This is a genomic window from Streptomyces sp. NPDC047917 (assembly GCF_043204345.1).
Classification (GTDB): Bacteria; Actinomycetota; Actinomycetes; order Streptomycetales; family Streptomycetaceae; genus Streptomyces; species Streptomyces sanglieri.
The window spans coordinates 152,445-168,454 of the sequence record NZ_JBIDCA010000011.1; the positions used below are offsets into that span (position 1 = coordinate 152,445).

Annotated in this window: 12 protein-coding genes and 1 riboswitch; of the genes, 8 read left to right on the forward strand and 4 right to left on the reverse strand. The window is 71.4% G+C overall.

Features of this window, described 5'->3' with window-relative positions:
• Positions 1 to 51 precede the first annotated feature (51 nt).
• From xylB to ACGF8B_RS26685, 5 genes are all read left to right on the forward strand, one after another.
• Positions 52 to 1,533, forward strand: coding sequence for a xylulokinase (xylB, locus tag ACGF8B_RS26665; protein WP_392743288.1), 1,482 nt, complete (start codon positions 52 to 54; stop codon positions 1,531 to 1,533).
• Positions 1,534 to 1,596: 63 nt separating this feature from the next.
• Positions 1,597 to 2,874, forward strand: a complete 1,278-nt coding sequence (locus ACGF8B_RS26670) for a VWA domain-containing protein (protein WP_392743291.1) — start codon at positions 1,597 to 1,599, stop codon at positions 2,872 to 2,874.
• Positions 2,874 to 3,719 carry a hypothetical protein gene (locus tag ACGF8B_RS26675; RefSeq protein WP_392743294.1) on the forward strand — a complete coding sequence of 282 codons (846 nt, stop codon included), beginning with the start codon at positions 2,874 to 2,876 and terminating at the stop codon, positions 3,717 to 3,719. Before ACGF8B_RS26670 ends, ACGF8B_RS26675 begins: the two co-directional genes overlap by 1 nt.
• A 177-nt stretch (positions 3,720 to 3,896) precedes the next feature.
• On the forward strand, positions 3,897 to 5,264 hold the full coding sequence (locus ACGF8B_RS26680) for a cytochrome P450 (protein ID WP_392743296.1): 1,368 nt from the start codon (positions 3,897 to 3,899) through the stop codon (positions 5,262 to 5,264).
• Between the two features lie 384 nt (positions 5,265 to 5,648).
• Positions 5,649 to 6,170 (forward strand): DUF4232 domain-containing protein, encoded by a 522-nt coding sequence (locus ACGF8B_RS26685; RefSeq protein WP_392743299.1) that lies wholly within the window; start codon positions 5,649 to 5,651, stop codon positions 6,168 to 6,170.
• Positions 6,171 to 6,177: 7 nt separating this feature from the next.
• Here ACGF8B_RS26685 and ACGF8B_RS26690 read toward each other — a convergent pair whose 3' ends face one another.
• From ACGF8B_RS26690 to ACGF8B_RS26700, 3 genes are all read right to left on the reverse strand, one after another.
• Positions 6,178 to 6,585 (reverse strand): hypothetical protein, encoded by a 408-nt coding sequence (locus ACGF8B_RS26690; protein WP_392743302.1) that lies wholly within the window; start codon positions 6,583 to 6,585, stop codon positions 6,178 to 6,180.
• Positions 6,586 to 6,633: 48 nt separating this feature from the next.
• Positions 6,634 to 6,743, reverse strand: a riboswitch (SAM riboswitch).
• Between the two features lie 50 nt (positions 6,744 to 6,793).
• Complete coding sequence (locus tag ACGF8B_RS26695) at positions 6,794 to 8,056, reverse strand: cytochrome P450 (protein ID WP_392743305.1); 1,263 nt, start codon at positions 8,054 to 8,056, stop codon at positions 6,794 to 6,796.
• The gene (locus tag ACGF8B_RS26700) at positions 8,053 to 9,366 is read right to left on the reverse strand and encodes a cytochrome P450 (protein ID WP_392743308.1); all 1,314 of its coding nucleotides are present in this window, start codon (positions 9,364 to 9,366) and stop codon (positions 8,053 to 8,055) included. The genes ACGF8B_RS26695 and ACGF8B_RS26700 overlap by 4 nt, the downstream gene beginning before the upstream one ends.
• 408 nt (positions 9,367 to 9,774) lie before the next feature.
• Here ACGF8B_RS26700 and ACGF8B_RS26705 point away from each other — a divergent pair, with 408 nt between their 5' ends.
• Positions 9,775 to 12,447, forward strand: a complete 2,673-nt coding sequence (locus ACGF8B_RS26705) for a TIM-barrel domain-containing protein (protein ID WP_392743311.1) — start codon at positions 9,775 to 9,777, stop codon at positions 12,445 to 12,447.
• A 66-nt stretch (positions 12,448 to 12,513) separates the two neighbouring features.
• Here the strand turns inward: ACGF8B_RS26705 and ACGF8B_RS26710 are convergent, their stop codons facing one another.
• Positions 12,514 to 13,368, reverse strand: a complete 855-nt coding sequence (locus ACGF8B_RS26710) for an SAM-dependent methyltransferase (RefSeq protein WP_392743313.1) — start codon at positions 13,366 to 13,368, stop codon at positions 12,514 to 12,516.
• A gap of 366 nt (positions 13,369 to 13,734) precedes the next feature.
• Here ACGF8B_RS26710 and ACGF8B_RS26715 point away from each other — a divergent pair, with 366 nt between their 5' ends.
• Together ACGF8B_RS26715 and ACGF8B_RS26720 are read left to right on the forward strand one after the other, a co-directional pair.
• Entirely contained in the window at positions 13,735 to 14,091 is a 357-nt protein-coding gene (locus ACGF8B_RS26715; RefSeq protein ID WP_392743315.1) for a hypothetical protein, read from the forward strand.
• Positions 14,092 to 14,197: 106 nt separating this feature from the next.
• Positions 14,198 to 15,997 (forward strand): hypothetical protein, encoded by a 1,800-nt coding sequence (locus ACGF8B_RS26720; RefSeq protein WP_392743317.1) that lies wholly within the window; start codon positions 14,198 to 14,200, stop codon positions 15,995 to 15,997.
• Positions 15,998 to 16,010 lie beyond the last annotated feature (13 nt).

Consider the following 16,010-nt stretch of genomic DNA (forward strand, 5'->3'; position numbering starts at 1 on the left):
GAAATCGGCAGGGCCCTCCGCACGGGGCCGCAGCACAGGAATGAGGGCGCCATGCCGCCGCGTACCGTCGTCATCGGCGTGGACAGTTCCACCCAGTCCACCAAGGCCGTCCTCGTCGATGCCGCGAGCGGGCGGCTGCTCGCCGTCGGCCGCGCGCCGCATGTCGTCCGGGGCGAGGCGGGGGCCCGCGAGAGCGATCCGGAGGTGTGGTGGCAGGCGCTGCGCGACGCCGTCGCCGCCGGGCTGAAGGAGTCCGGGGCCGCCGCGTCGGAGGTCACCGGGATCGCGGTCGCCGGGCAGCAGCACGGGCTGGTGGTCCTCGACAGTTCGGGCCGTCCGCTGCGCCCCGCGATGCTGTGGAACGACACCCGTTCCGCCCCGCAGGCCACCGCGCTCACCGAGGCACTCGGCGGCCCGGACGCCTGGACGGCACGGACCGGGTCGGTGCCGGTGGCCGCCGTCACCGCGTCCAAGTGGCAGTGGCTGCGGGAGAACGAGCCGGGCACCGCCGCCGCGACCGCCGCCGTGCGCCTGCCCCACGACTTCCTGACCGAACGGCTCACCGGCACCGCCGCCACCGACCCCGGCGACGCCTCGGGCACCGGCTGGTACTCCACCGCGACCGGTTCCTACGACCCCGGGCTCCTCGAACTCCTCGGCCTGGACGCCGCGTTGCTCCCCGAGCCGGCCCGGACCGGCGCGAGCCGCGTCGGCTCGCTGACCGCGGCGGCGGCCGAGGCACTCGGGCTTCCCGTCACGACAGCCGTCGCCGCGGGCACCGGTGACAACATGAGCGCCGCCGTCGGCCTCGGGCTGGGCGGCGCCGGTCTCGTCGACCACCCCGTCCTCAGCCTCGGCACCTCGGGCACGGTCTTCGCGGCGTCCCGGACCCGGCCGGCGTCCCCGGCGCTCTCCGGCTTCGCGGCGACGGACGGCACCTATCTCCCGCTGGCCTGCACCCTCAACTGCACGCTGGCCGTGGACAAGGTCGCCGCGCTGCTCGGCCTGGACCGCGACGACATCTCCCCCGGCGGCGAGGCGGTGCTGCTCCCCTATCTCGACGGCGAGCGCACCCCCGACCTGCCCACCGCCGCCGGACTGCTCACCGGCCTCCGGCACGACACCACACCCCGTCAGCTCCTCGGCGCCGCCTACGAGGGCGCCGTCGTCACCGTGCTGCGCGCCCTGGACGGACTCCTGCGGACCTGCGGCCTCGACCCGGCCGATCCCGAGGTGGCCGCCCGGCCGCTGCGGCTGATCGGCGGCGGTGCCCGGGGCCGGGCCTGGGTGGAGACGGTACGGCGGCTCTCCGGGCGGCCCGTGGTCGTGCCCGGAACCGGCGAGCCGGTGGCGCTGGGCGCCGCCGCGCTGGCCGCTGCCGCGGCCACCGGCGCGGACCCGGTGGCGATCGCCGGCGGCTGGGGCACCGGCGAGGACGTCCGGCTGCCGCCCGTCCGGCGGGACTCCGCGACCTGGGAGCGGGTCGGGTCGGTACTTGAGCGGGCCTCGGGGCCCTTGCTCGGCGGTTTCTGACGGTTCCCCAGCGGTCCGCGGACCGGTTTGGGGTAGCACGTCGATCTTCACTAGTATCCGGCGATGATCATAAGAAAAAGGCTGACGGCCGGGGTGGGCATCCTGCTCGCCACCCTGACCGCCGGGCTCGGCACGGCACTCCCCGCCGCCGCCGACGAAGCCCCCGCCAAAGCCTCCCCCAAGGTCGAGCTGGTGCTCGACGTCAGCGGCTCCATGCGGACCCGCGACATCGACGGCCAGTCCCGGATGACGGCCGCCAAGCAGGCGTTCAACGAGGTCCTGGACGCAGTGCCCGAGCAGGTGGAGCTGGGCATCCGGACGCTCGGCGCCGACTATCCGGGCAACGACCGCAAGGTCGGCTGCAAGGACACCAAGCAGCTCTACCCGGTCGGCCCGCTGGACCGCACCGAGGCGAAGACCGCGGTCGCCACCCTGGCCCCCACCGGCTGGACCCCGATCGGCCCGGCCCTGCTGGGCGCCGCCGACGACCTCGAAGGCGGCGACGCCACCCGCCGGATCGTACTGATCAGTGACGGCGAGGACACCTGCGGCCCGCTCGACCCGTGCGAGGTGGCACGTGACATCGCGGCCCGCGGCATCCACCTCGTCATCGACACCCTGGGCCTGGTACCGAACGCGAAGATCCGTGAGCAGCTGACCTGCATCGCCGAGGCCACCGGCGGCACCTACACCGCGGTCCAGCACACCGATGAACTCTCCGGCCGGGTGAAGCAGTTGGTGGACCGGGCCGCCGAGCCCGTCGTCACGCCGGTGGCGACCGAGGGCGCGAACAGCTGCTCCGCGGCGCCGCAGCTCAAGGCCGGCCTGTACACCGACCGCGAGAAGTTCGGCGAGCACCGCTGGTACCGGGTGGATGTGCTGCCCGGCCAGGAGCTGCGCGCCTCGGTCAGCGTCTTCGCCGACCGTGCCGTGAACAACGACTACGGCGTGCTGCTGCGCGCGCTGACCGTGCACGGCCGGGAGATCGTGCGCGGTTCGGAGTCGGGCACCGGCCGCACCGACGCGATCTCCTCCGGTCTGCGCTACCCCAAGGCCGAGCAGGACGACACGGACAGCGGTAACAAGCCGGCCGCCGAGACCGTGTGCCTCCAGGTCGGCAACTCCTTCTCGGCCCCCGCCTCGGTGAAGACCTCGCCCGGCATGCCGATCGAGCTGACCGTGGACCTGGTGGACTCCCCGGACCAGGCCGCCGACGTCGCCGCGTTCGGACTCGGCCGCGGCTGGTGGCTGCTGGGCGTCCTGGTGCTCACCGGGCTGATCGCGGGCCTGGTCGTCGGCTGGGTCTCGCGCTGGCGCTTCGCCGTCTGGAGGACCAACTGATGCGTAGGACACGTGTATTCGCGGGCACACTGCTCGCCGGGCTCGCCCTGCTGACCTCGGCGGGCGCCGCGGTGGCCGACGACCCGTCGGCGAGCCCGAGCCCGAGCGCCTCCGAGGAAGGTGCCGGACCCACCGAGGCCGGCACCACCTTCCGTACGGCGACGGCGATCAGGCCGGGCCAGCTCGCCACCGCCGGAGCGTCCACGGGTGACTACCTGTACTGGGTGTTCCCCGCCGACGCGGGCCAGCGGGCCACCGTCAAGGCGAAGATCACCCTGCCGCCGAGCGCCTCCCGGCACGGCACGTCGTCGTGGCAGGTCGATGTGTACGACGGGCTGCGGCGCCGCCAGGCCTGCATGTACGGCCGACAGACCGGCAAGGCCGCGGCCGACGCGTCGGCGGTCGAGCTGACCTGCGTGCTGCGCACCGTCCGTGCCTGGTCCGAGCCCTGGGCCAACGACCCGCTGCCGGGCAGCTACTACGTCCGGCTGACGGTCGTCGATCTGCCGTCGGCGGACCTCGGGCTTCCGGTGAAGACCGAGGTCGAGGTCACGGCGGCCGACAAGGGCGGCGCCGGCGATGTGGACGGCACGCTCGCCGAGCCGCTGGTCCCCGGTGTGTCCTCCGTCGCTCAGGCCTCCGACGACTCGTCCGACGGCGACGAGGACGGTTCGTCCGGGGTCTCGCTCGGCAGCGAGCCGGAGGACGGCTGGGCGTCCGGCTGGTGGACCGACCGCTGGCTGTGGACGGTCGGCGGCGGAGTGCTCGGAGCGATCGCGGCGGTGTTCGGCTACTCCCTCACGCGCGGCAACGGCCGCCCGTCCAGGGTCCCGCCGGGCGTCTGACCGCACACCCCGCCGGACGGGCCCCTCTCCCGGGCCCGTCCGGCGGTGGCGTACAGCGACTAGTCTCGACAACTCACGTACCGCACAAGGCCGATGACAGGTTCCAGGGCGTGCGGTACCCCTGAAGTCAGGTCGCCGCGCACCGGGTCGGTGCGCCACGAGGGAGCGGAGACATTCATGTCCACGGAGACCGGTCCGGCCATCGACGCCGAGCCGCGGACCCATCGGATCGTGCCGGGCCCCCGGGGGCTGCCGTTCCTCGGGAACCTGCCGCAGTTCGGGAAGAACCCCCTCGCCTTCTTCGAGCGGCTGCGCTCCCACGGGGACATGGTGGGGTGGCGCTTCGGCCCCAACTCCTGTGTGTACATAGCCGATCCGGACTGCATAGGCGAGCTGCTCACCGAGACGGAGCGCTCTTTCGACCAGCCGGCCCTGGGGATCGCCTTCCGTACCGTGATGGGCAACGGCGTGGTGGTCGCCCGTGGCACGGACTGGCGGCGCAAGCGTTCGCTGGTGCAGCCCTCCGTACGGCCCAAGCAGGTGCGCTCGTACGCGGCGACGATGGCGAGCAGCACGGTGGAGCTGGCGGACACCTGGTCGGGCGGTGAACGCATCGACATCAAGCGGGAGATGGCGGCGCTGACGCAGCGGATCGCGGTGCGCACCATCTTCGGTGTCGACACCGCGGCCGACGCCGAGGCGATGGGCCGGGCGATGGACGTGGCGCAGCAGGAGATCGGCAAGGAGTTCGCCGGGATCGGCGCGCTGCTGCCGGACTGGGTGCCGACCCCCGGCCGGGCCAGGATCAAGAAGGCCGCGGCGGTCATCGACGCCGAGGTGGGCCGGGTCGTCGCCCGTCATCGTGACGGCGGGGACGAGCGCCCCGATCTGCTGAGCCGGCTGCTGACGGCGGTCGACGAGACGGGGGAGCGCCTCACCGACCGGGAGATCCGCGACGAGACGGTCACGCTGTACATCGGCGGGCACGAGACGACCAGTTCCACGCTGGTGTGGGCCTGGTATCTGCTGGCCCGTGAACCGCGGGTGCGTGCCGCGCTCGCCGAGGAGCTGGACCGGGTGCTGGGCGACCGGGAGCCGGGGTTCGACGACTACGCGCGGCTGACGTACACCCAGGCCGTGGTCAAGGAGACGCTGCGCCTCTACCCGACGATCTGGCTGGTCACCGGTGTCGCGAAGGCGGGTGCGCGGATCGGCGGTGTGCCGATGCCGGAGGGCACCCGGGTGTGGACCAGCCAGTGGGTGACTCAGCGCGACGCGCGGTGGTTCCCGGAGCCGGAGGAGTTCCGTCCCGAGCGGTGGGATCCGGAGGCGGGCGACAGCATCGCGGAGTACGCCTGGTTCCCGTTCGGCGGCGGCCCCCGGGTCTGTCTGGGCACCAGGTTCGCGATGGTCGAGGCGGTGCTGATCCTGGCCGTACTGGCCCGCCGCTTCGAACTGGACGTGGACCCGGGCGTCATCGAGCCGGTCCCGTCGCTCACGCTGCAGCCCGACCGGGACGTGATGGCGACGGTCCGGACCCGGTGAGGCTCGCGGGGGCGGGCCCGGTGACCGCCCCGGGCCGCCCCGGGCCGCTCCGCTCCGCAGCGGCGCACGCCTTCCGGGCAGGCCCGGCCGCCCGTCCGGTCGGCCGCGCCTACGAGCACTGCGCGTGGATCCGGGCCGTGGCGCTGCCGGCGGCCCCGTCGCGGGAGCGCCGGCGGTGGCCGCGTTCAGCCGCGAGTCCGCGCCCGTGCGCAGCGGACGACCCGGCGGGCACGGCACAGCATTCCGGCACCGGATATACCGAAGCGATATGTCCGATCTGTCGCGGAGATCGGGTCGTACGGTTCACACTGTCCATGTCGGCCGCACCGACCGACGGGCCGCCCGGCCGTATCCGCAGGCTGTCGATCCACCGGGAGAAACACCATGCGTCTTGGCTCCGCTCTCACCGCCGCACTCGCCGTCGCGGCCACCCTGCCACTGACCGGCACCGCGGCATCCGCGACGAGCGGCGCCACGAGCCGCCCCGCGACCTGCCAGGAGAAGGCCCTGGCCGTGCACGCCGCACCCGGCGGGCAGCGGAACGTGGCACGGATCGACGTCGTGAACAACGGCGGCCGCACCTGTGTGGTGGACCGGATCCCCACGGTCACCTTCCGGGGTCTCGACGGTTCGGCCGAGGCCGTCCCGCCCGCCGGCAGCGCCCCCTACGAGCTGTCCCCGGGCGAGCGGGCGTACGCCGCCGTACGGACCGCGGACCCGGCGGCCACCGAGGGCCACGTCGTCGGGAGCCTCTCGGTGGCGGCGGACCCCTCCCATCCGGGTGTCACCTTCCACGCGGCCGCCGTGGGCATGCCGGAGGGGGTCCATGTCTGGATTCCGGTGACCACCCTGTGGCAGGAGTCGCGGGCAGCGGCGGACAGCGCGCTGGCGGACGCGCTGGGGTGAGGCGCGGCTACAGTCCGTAGCTCGTGCCGCCGACGGTCCGCCGGGGGTCGGGGGCGGTCGTCGCGCACAGCGGGCCGCCCTCGAAGCCGGCATTGACCAGGGCCGTGGCCCGACCCGCGGAGTCCACCAGCTTCAGGGCGTGCCACCGCGGCAGCCAGAACACCCGTCCGCGGTGGACCGTGAGCAGTTCGGAGAGGGCCGCCGGGGCGTGCGTCCACACCCTCGGCAGTTCCTCGGCGTGGTCGAAGGCGGCGCGCGGCGCGAACCAGCCGTCGGCGCCGATGTCACCGGAGGTGAGCAGCAGTTCCACGGCCTGGCCGGGCTCCTGGTGGCACTTCTTGGTGTGGATCCAGTGGACGTGGTGACCGGGGCCGTAGCTGGTGCAGCCGTCGTTCCGGACGAGGTGGGGGAGCATGGTGTTCCGCCTTCCCGAGATCATGGACCCCGGGTGCGCCGCCCCGATGATCCGCTGTTCCCCGCGCGCTGCGCACGGGGCCGGTCGTCACCCGGAGCACCCGCAGCGGAGCGGGGTGCCGTCCAGTTAGCCGGGGCTGTGCACTGGAACTCATGACCTGCGAGAACTGTATCCCACGGACGACGGTGCCCGACGGGGAGTCAGGTGCTCAGCCGCGCAGCAGCACGGGGAAGGCCTCCATGTCGTTCTGCGTCATCACCGGCAGCTTGCGGACCTCCTCGTCCGGGACCGCCGCCCGCAGCGCCGGGAAGCGCGCGAAGAGCGCCGGCAGGGCGATGGCCGCCTCCACTCGGGAGAGCGCCGCTCCGGGGCAGATGTGCGGACCGTGACCGAAGGTCATGTGGCGGATCGGAACCGGCCGGGTGATGTCGAAGGCGTCGGCGTCCGCCCCGTGCTGTTCGATGTCACGCCCGATGGCACGGTACGAGATCACCACCCCCTCGCCCTTCGCGATCACCTGGTCGCCCACCTGGATGTCCTCCGTGGCGAACCGCATCAGCAGATGGGTGGTGGGGGTGTCCCAGCGCAGGGTCTCCTCGATCACCGTCTCCCACGGTATCTCGCCGTCGAGGACACGGCGGAGCTGGTCGGGGTGGGCGAGAAGGGCCCGTACGGCGTTGAGGATCAGCCCGATGGTGGTCTCGTGCCCGGCGGCCACCATGGCCTTGAGGTTGCCCACCACCTCTTCCTCGGTGAGCGGTTCGCCGCCCTCCTCGGCCAGGATGAGCGCGCTGGTGAGGTCGTCGGTGGGACGCGCCTTCTTCTCCCGTACGAGAGCGGCGTAGAACACGTCCAGCTCGGCGAGCAGCGCCAGTCGTTCCTCGTGCGGGGTGAGCATGGAGAAGAACGCCTTGTACCGCTTCGTCAGCATGGGGTGCTCGGCCTCGTCCACACCCATCAGCATGCCGACGACGCGCATCGGCAGCGGCTGGGCGAACACGGACTTGAGGTCGACCACACCGTTCCCGCTCCTGCCGCTCTCTTCGTCGAGCGCGTCGAGCAGTTCCTCGGTGAACTTCTCGATGTCCGGGCGGATCTCCTCCAGCCGGCGGGGAGTGAGTGCCTGGGAGGTCTTGGCGCGCAGCCGTCGGTGCTCGGCGCCGTCCACGGTGAACATGGAGCGGCCGGCGTCGATCATGCCGATCAGCGGCCACTCGCGGGTGACCTCGCCGCGCTGCCACAGCCCCCAGGCCTCCAGGTCCTTGACCAGGCGGGGGTCGACGAGGAGTTGGCGGGCCGTCGCGTGCCGGGTGACGGTCAGGGCCGGAACGCCGAGCAGTTCGATCCTGGCGAGCGGACCGGCGTCGCGCAGTCGCGCGGTCTCTCCGTCCAGGTCCTGGACCAGCGGGTCGATGACGACGGGAGCACCGCTCGAAGCGGCACCCCGGGCGGCGGCATGCGGGCAGTTCACGACGGGTCTCCTGTCGGACGGACGGGGGCGAACCGGACGGGCAGCGCGGTCATGCCCCGCAGGAAAGCGGACTGCCGTCGGACCAACTCGGCCACCGGGACGGCGAGTTCGAGGTCGGGGAGCCGGTCGAGCAGCACCTCGATGCCGGTGCGGGCGATGATCTCGGCGATCTCCTGCGCGGGGAAGGGGCAGCGGTACTCGCCGTGGCTGAACGCCAGATGGGCACTGTTGCCGCGCTGACCGGACGGCCCGCCCGAGGCGGAGAGGTGCTGGCGGATGTGCGGATCGGCGTTGGCCGCGCCCAGGCCCAGCAGCATCATGTCCCCGGCGCGGATGCCGCAGCCTCCCAACCGGGTGTCGCGGGCCGCCCATCGGCCGGCGAGAATCTGTGTCGGGCCTTCCTCCCAGAGCACCTCGTTCATGGCTTCGGCGACGCTGTGCCGGCCGCCGGTGAGCGCCACGGCGAACTGGTCGTCGGTGAGCATCAGCCGGAGCGAGTTGCCGATCCAGTCGGCGGTGGTGAGGTGTCCCGCGGCCGTGATGGCCATCAGGTCGAGTACGTACTCCTCGTCGGTGAACTCCCCCGCGTACGCCAGCATGCGCGAGGTCACGTCGTTCCCCGGCGAGGCCCGGCGGGCAGCCAGCAGACTTCGCATGCTCTCGCCGAACCGCAGATGGGCCTCCTGCGCGCCCGGGCCGCCGTCGGCCAGGTCCCGGAGCACCTCGGCGATCCGCGGCCCGTCCGCGTCGGGGAATCCGACCAGGCGGGCGAGGACGAGCACCGGCAGCGGGACGGCGAAGTCGGCGATCAGGTCGGCCGTGCCCCGCTGACAGAACCCGTCGACGAGCCGGTCCGCCAACTCCTCGCAGCCCCGGCGGAGTTCGAAGTGCTCGACCTCTTCGAGCGCCTGCCCGACCATCGCGGCGTGGCGCCGGTGCTCGGCACCGGCGGTGAAGTAGATGGACGGCATCGGCCGGCCGACCATCGGCAGCAGCGGCCAGTCCTCGGGGATGTTCCCCCACTGGTTCCACAGCCCGACGTCCCTGGGGAACAACTCGCCGTCGCTGGTGACCTGGTGGAGTTCGCGGTAACCGATGACCAGCCAGGCCGGAACCCCTCCGGGCAGCTCGACGGGCACGACGGGACCGTGTTCGCTCCGCATGGCGCGGTAGGCGGCGTGGGGTTCCGTGTGGAATCCGGGTCCGCCGAGCGGCACGGCGGAGCGGCCGGGGCCTGCCGGGCAGCGCCCGGTGCCGGGCGGCGGGGAGGCGGTCGGATGTCCGGACACCGCGGATGCGGGCGTCGTCATCGTACGGAATCTCCTGTGACGAAGGCTTCGCTCGTAGCGGTGGTCGGTTGATCAACGCGCCTTCACTATAGGGAAATTCAGTGAGCCTTCGGGCACTATTTGCGACCGTTCTCGCCACTTTTCCGATCCAGTGAGTCCGTTTTCCAACCATGGCTGATCAAAAGGGCAGGGATGCACCCACCCCTCAACCGCCCGCCCCGGCCCTGCGCCCCCCGCCGCCGCACCCTCGCGAATTCCCGCTCCGGCCACTTTCCGAAACGTTGACCCGGGCACCCGGCCGGAACGCCGGACCGAACGTTGACATGCACCGGTCGCACGGTGAATTCTGATGCTCGAATCTCCAGAGTTCCAATCATGTCTGCGCAGGCATCGCCTATTTCACTGTTCGGTACGAACGGAGAACACTCCTTGCGGATACTCAAGAACCGTCCCGGTCAGGCAGCTGTCGGCACGCTCTCGGTGATCGTCCTCGCACTCACCGCCCTGACGGCACCCGCTCCACGGGCACAGGCCGCGGCCACACCCTCGGGCACCCTGGACAGCGCCACCAAGAACGTCACGTGGCAGAGTCCGGTCTACGCCAAGGGCACCGTCGACTCCCCCGCCAAGTGCGGCACGGCCGCCGAGGACCCGGAGAACGCGGTCTGCGCCCGGTTCGACCTGACCGTCGACCCGCCCGAGGGCCAGTGGGACGACAACCCCGAGGGCGGTGTCCCCGTCTCCATCCAGTGGGAGACACCCACGGACGACTTCGACATGTACATCTACGACTCGGCCGGCAAACAGGTGGCCTCCAGCGCCGGCACCGCCGACCCCGAGTCCACGGTCGTCCCGAAGGCCTCCGGGACGTACCACGTGGTGGTCGTCCCCTACGACGTGCACAACAATTCCTTCAGCGGAAAGGCGTACCTGCCCGAGGCCACCGACGCCGGGAACCTCACCGGCTTCAGCGGCTCGCACGGCAGGTACGAGATCGCGGCCGGTGGCCTCAAGGCGCGCGCCGAGTTCTTCACCGACGACACACTGCGGCTCCAGGCATCCCCGGACGGCGTACTCGCCGACCCGAAGGACAGCCACATGATCCGGCGGCAGCCCACCGCGCAACCGCACACCAGGTCCTTCGACGCGGGCACCTATTACGGCATCCGCTCCAAGGGCGTGGTGCTGCGCGTGTACAAGAAGCCGCTGCGCTTCGGCCTCTACAGGGCGGACAACCGCACGGCCGTCTGGCAGGAGGCCGATCCGCTGCGCTGGACCGGCGGCGGCATGCGGCAGAGCCTGAAGCGCGGGGCCGACGAGCAGTTCTTCGGCGGCGGCGAGCAGAACGGCAGCTTCTCGCACCGCGACCGGGTCATGAACGTGGGCAACAACACGGACTGGAACGAGGGCGGATACAACAACTCCCAGCCGTTCTACCTCTCCACGGCCGGCTACGGCGTGTTCCGCAACACCATGACGCCCGGCATCTACGACTTCGCCTCCCCGGTGAGGACCGGTCAGCAGGAACGGCGCCTGGACGCTTACTACTTCACCGGTGACACCAAGACGGTCATCGGCAAGTACACCTCCCTGGTGGGCAAGCCGTTCATGCCTCCGGTGTACGGGCTGGAGCCCGGTTCAGCCGACTGCTATCTCCACAACGCCAACCGGGGCGAGCGCCACACCCTGGACGCGCTGAAGGTCTCCGACAGCTACGTCGACAACGGCATGCCGCTCGGCTGGATGCTCGTCAACGACGGCTACGGCTGCGGTTACGAGAACCTCCCGGAGACGGGCACGGGGCTCAACAAGAACCACGCCCAGCTCGGGCTCTGGACGCAGAACGGTCTGCCCGACGAGGCCGCGGAGGCCAAGGCCGGGGTACGCGTGCGCAAGCTGGACGTCGCCTGGGTCGGCGGCGGCTACGGCTTCGCGCTGGACGCCTGCGACCAGGCCAAGGCCGGCATCGAGAACAACAGCGACGCCCGCGGCTTCGTCTGGCTGCCCGTGTCCTGGGCCGGTGCGCAGCGCTGCGGTGTGCTGTGGAGCGGGGACCAGAGCCTGTCCTGGGACTTCATCCGCTGGCAGATCCCGACGTACGCCGGAGCGACCATGTCCGGCATCGCGTACAACACGGGCGACGTCGGCAGCATCTACCGTCACGACCCCGAGATGTACACCCGCGACCTCCAGTGGAAGGCGTTCCTCCCGGCCATCATGACCATGGACGGCTGGGCCAGTGACATCACCACCAAGCAGCCACACGACCAGCAGCCGTGGCTGGACGGCGAGCCGTACACCTCCATCAACCGCAAGTACCTGATGCTGAAGGAGCGGCTGCTGCCGTACATGTACACCCTGTCGAAGGAAGCCACCACGACCGGTGTCGGCGCGGTCCGGCCGCTCGCGCTCGAATACCCCGACGACCCGGCGGCGCTCGGCCCGGACGCCAAGTACGAGTTCCTGGCCGGGCCCGACTTCCTGGTCGCGCCGGTGTACAGCGACACGGACGTCCGCAACGGCATCTACCTTCCGAAGGGCACCTGGACCGACTACTGGACGGGGAAGACGTACCAGGGCCCGTCCACCGTCAACGGATACAAGGCGCCGCTCGACACCCTGCCGCTCTTCGTCAGGGGCGGCTCGATCGTGCCGATGTGGCCCGAGGGCACCGTGTCCTGGGAGTCCCGGGACCGGACCCGGCTCGGTTACGACATCCACCCGCAGGGCACCACCGAGTACACGCTCTACGAGGACGACGGCGTGACCCGGAAGTTCACCGAGGGAGCCTCGGCCACCCAGCACGTCCGGGTCCAGGCTCCCGCCCACGGCAAGAGGGGCGGCACCACCGTCAGGATCGGTGCGAGCGTGGGAAGTTACCGGGGCAAGGTGTCCGCCCGCTCGTACGACCTCACCGTGCACGGCGAGCACGCGCCCTCACAGGTCGTCATGGGCCACACCCGCCTGCACCGGGTGAACTCGGCGGCGGAGCTCGCGAAGGCCGGCTCGGGCTGGTTCACCGACCCGGCGACCGGGGTCACGGAGGTCAGAACACCGTCCGTCTCCACCGGGCGTGGCTTCACGGTCGAACTGCGGAGGTAGACGACCCGCACCACGCCACCTGGCCGGGGGCCGTCCCGGGACGGCCCCCGGCCCCTGCGCCGGACGCTACGGCTTGCGGGCGACCGCGCCGTAGATCGGCACCGGCCGGGTCTCCACCGGAAGCTCACCGACGCTGAGTTCCGGATGCCAGTCGACGACCGGCACCAGACCGGGCTCCAGCATTTCCAGCCCGTCGAAGAACCGGCCGATGGCCCGGTGCGACCTCGGCACGAGCGTCACACCGCCCGCCGCGTACGAGGCCACCCCCTTCGCCACGCTCTCGGGGTCGAAGTCACCGGTGAGCTGTGACAGCACCAGGAAGCTCCCGGGGGCCAGCCGCTCCATCAAGCGCTCCACCAGCGCGTACGCCCCCTCGCCCCGGCCCGCTCCCTCCCCGTCGTCGACGAAGTGCAGCAGAGCGATGAGGGAGAGCGCGACCGGCCGGTCGAGATCGAGGAAGTCTGCGGCGAGTCCGAGGATCCGCTCCGGCTGCCGCGCATCCGCGTCGAGGTACGCCGTCACTCCCTCGGCGGTTCCGCTCAGCAGCGCCCCGGCGTGGGCCAGGACGATGGGGTCGTTGTCCACGTACACGACCCGGGCGTCGGGCGCCGTGCTCTGGACGATCTGGTGCAGGTTGGGCTCGGTGGGAATGCCGGAGCCGATGTCGAGGAACTGCCGTATGCCCTCCTCACCCGCCAGCCGGCGCATCGCCCGGTGCATGAACCACCGATTGTGGCGCGCGATGCGTTTCGTGTCCGGCGAGAGCCCGGCGATCTGCCTGCCGAGCTCCTCGTCGACGGGATAGTTGTCCTTCCCGCCGAGGAACCAGTCGTACACCCGCGCGGGATGCGGCCTGGTGGTGTCGATGCGGTCCGACGTCGGGTGGGCGGGAGGGGCGACGGACGACTGATGCTCACTCATGGAGACCTCCGGACACGAACCGATCAAGCTATGGCCTTAACCTACCTGGGCGTCGCGAGAGCCATGCCTGTACATGTCGCCCGGCACATCACCCGGCGCCGGCCCGGAGTTGGTTCCCGCTTGTCCCCCGCTTGAGCCCGGACGATATCGGGTCGCCCGGACGACGCCGACTCCGTAGGTTCTGGGGTGGAATCGAATCATCGTTCCCCCCGACCCTCCGGAGGCCCGCCTGTGACCGCCCCAACGCGTCGGCGGACGCGTGACCTTCGGCCTCTTGCCGCGGCCTTCGTGCGGTTCGTCGTGTGTGGTGGCGGGGTCGGACTGGCGTCGAGCGCTGCGGTCGTGCTGCTCAGCGGGCGAATACCGATGGCCGTCGCGAACGCACTGGTCACCGTCGTCTCCACGGTGCTCGCGACCGAGTTGCACCGGCGGATCTCGTTCCGGAGCGATCGCCGGGGGTGGCGGGTCCATCTCCAGTCCGGCGCGACGGTGGCCGTGAGCTATGCGTTCACGACGGGGGCGCTGCTCTGCCTGTTCGCCGTGCGGCCCGAGCCCTCGCCGCTGGTCGCGCAGTCGGTCTATCTGTCGGCGTCCGCCCTGGCGGGGGCCGGACGGTTCGTACTGCTGCGGGTCGTCGTCTTCGGGAACCGCGGCCGGAGCGGGCACGGCCGTGCTCCGCACGACGAAGCGTTGGACAAGTCCCCGGTGGCGATGGCCGTGTGACGCCCCCTCGGTGGCCGACGCGGCGATCGTGCTGGTTGACTGGCGTGACCGGCCGCACGGGCGAGCGGAGCCCGCGGACGGGCCGGGGTGGACGAGGGGCGTACGAATGGAGAACGGGCGGGCCGGGTGGGTCCGGGTGCCGGTGGGGGACGACTCGGCACGATGGGCCACCCGGGGAAAGTGCCTGCGGGTGCTGCTCGTCGTGCACAACGTGACCGCCGCGACGCGGCTGCTCGACGTGCTGCCTCTGTTCGACGACGATCTGCGGGTGCAGTTGCTGGCGACCTGCACGGGCTCCTCCGCGTTCGCGGCCGGCACGGCCGAGCTGCTGGCCGGCACGGGAGTGCCGGTACTGCCGTGGGAGCAGGCCGTCGAGACGGCGGTGGACCTGGTGGTCTCCGCCAGCTTCGGCGGTCAACTGGATGCGTTTTCAGGCAGGTTGGCCGTGCTCTCGCACGGCGTTGGATATACTAAGAGGCTGGCGACACCGGACACCGGATCGAGATCGGCGCCTGCGCCCGTGTTCGGGCTCGCGCCTCAATGGCTGCTGTCGCCCCGGGGCACGCCCATCGCGGACGCGCTGGTGCTCTCCCACCCCGAGCAGTACGAACGGCTACACATCGCCTGCCCCGAGGCCGCCCCGGCCGCCGTTCTCGCGGGAGATCCCTGCTACGACCGGATCCTCGCCGCACGGCCCCACCGCGAACGCTTCCGCCGCGCGTTGGGGGTCAAGCCGGGCCAGCGCCTCGTCCTGCTCAACTCGACCTGGAACCCCGAATCGCTCTTCGGCGACGGGGGGAAAGTGCCGGACGGGGGCGATGCCGTCGTCTCCCTGCTGAACCGCATATCCGACGAGTTCCCCGTAGACGAATACCGATTCGCAGCCGTACTGCACCCCAACATCTGGCACGGGCACGGTCCCGGTCAAATCCGTGCCTGGCTCGATCGCGCGCGGCGCGGCGGGATGGCGCTGATAGATCCGCTGACGGATTGGCGGCAGGCCCTGCTGGCGGCCGATGCCGTGATCGGGGACCACGGATCAGTCACCTATTACGCTGCCGCCCTCGGTACTCCGGTGCTCCTGGGGTCCGTGCCGCTCCACGCCCTGGATCCCGACGCGCCGATCTCCGCGTTTATGCGGGAGGCTCCGAGGCTCGATCTCGACGCGTCCTTGTCGGCGCAGATCCAGGAACTCATCCGCTGCCACCGGCCGTTGCCCGGTCCGGCCGAATTCACCACCTCCATGCCCGGCGAATCGGCGGCCCGGCTCCGAAAGCTCTTCTACTCGATGATGGGCGCGCCGGAACCCGATCGGCCCGCGACACTGGAGCCGCTCCCGCTGCCCGGGTACGGGGCCGGAACGGTCACCGTGCCGTTGCAGGTACTGACCCGGGTGCTCGGGACGGGAGAGATCGCCGTCAGCCGCTGGGCAGGGGCGCGGCCCGGGACCGGACCGGATCCCGTCGGCGAGTTGCATATCGCCGTCCACGAGGACACCCGCGAGGTGGACCGGCTGGAGCTGGCCGACGTCATCTTCCGGGAGGGCGAACCCGACGATCCGCGGTTCGGCTCGCCGTCCGTCTGGACCGCCGAGGTGCTCCGCTGGCATCCGGGCTGTTCCCTGGCCGCCTATGTGACCGGCCCGTCCGAGTGCGTGGTCCGGGTACGTGGCGAAGAACCGCTGCGGATGGTGGCGGTGCCCGACGGTGATACGGACGTGCCCGCAGCGAACTCTGCCGTGTACGCCTCCTCTTTGTACGCCTGGCTGGCCACGGGCGGTCACGAACTGGGCACGGTCGCACAGCGGCTGGCGCGGGCGGTGGCCCACGGAATCACCGTGCGTACAGGTGATCGGCTCCACCGCATACGGGTTGTTCCCCTTGCACCGGAGAAAGCAGCGGCCTGAGCGAGACGCAGGG

Bases quoted from the DNA above. Each gene is read 5' to 3' on its own strand.
- xylB (WP_392743288.1), top strand. From the start codon at position 52: ATGCCGCCGCGTACCGTCGTCATCGGCGTGGACAGTTCCACCCAGTCC.
- ACGF8B_RS26670 (WP_392743291.1), top strand. From the start codon at position 1,597: ATGATCATAAGAAAAAGGCTGACGGCCGGGGTGGGCATCCTGCTCGCC.
- ACGF8B_RS26675 (WP_392743294.1), top strand. From the start codon at position 2,874: ATGCGTAGGACACGTGTATTCGCGGGCACACTGCTCGCCGGGCTCGCC.
- ACGF8B_RS26680 (WP_392743296.1), top strand. From the start codon at position 3,897: ATGTCCACGGAGACCGGTCCGGCCATCGACGCCGAGCCGCGGACCCAT.
- ACGF8B_RS26685 (WP_392743299.1), top strand. From the start codon at position 5,649: ATGCGTCTTGGCTCCGCTCTCACCGCCGCACTCGCCGTCGCGGCCACC.
- ACGF8B_RS26690 (WP_392743302.1), bottom strand. From the start codon at position 6,585: ATGCTCCCCCACCTCGTCCGGAACGACGGCTGCACCAGCTACGGCCCC.
- ACGF8B_RS26700 (WP_392743308.1), bottom strand. From the start codon at position 9,366: ATGACGACGCCCGCATCCGCGGTGTCCGGACATCCGACCGCCTCCCCG.
- ACGF8B_RS26710 (WP_392743313.1), bottom strand. From the start codon at position 13,368: ATGAGTGAGCATCAGTCGTCCGTCGCCCCTCCCGCCCACCCGACGTCG.
- ACGF8B_RS26715 (WP_392743315.1), top strand. From the start codon at position 13,735: ATGGCCGTCGCGAACGCACTGGTCACCGTCGTCTCCACGGTGCTCGCG.
- ACGF8B_RS26720 (WP_392743317.1), top strand. From the start codon at position 14,198: ATGGAGAACGGGCGGGCCGGGTGGGTCCGGGTGCCGGTGGGGGACGAC.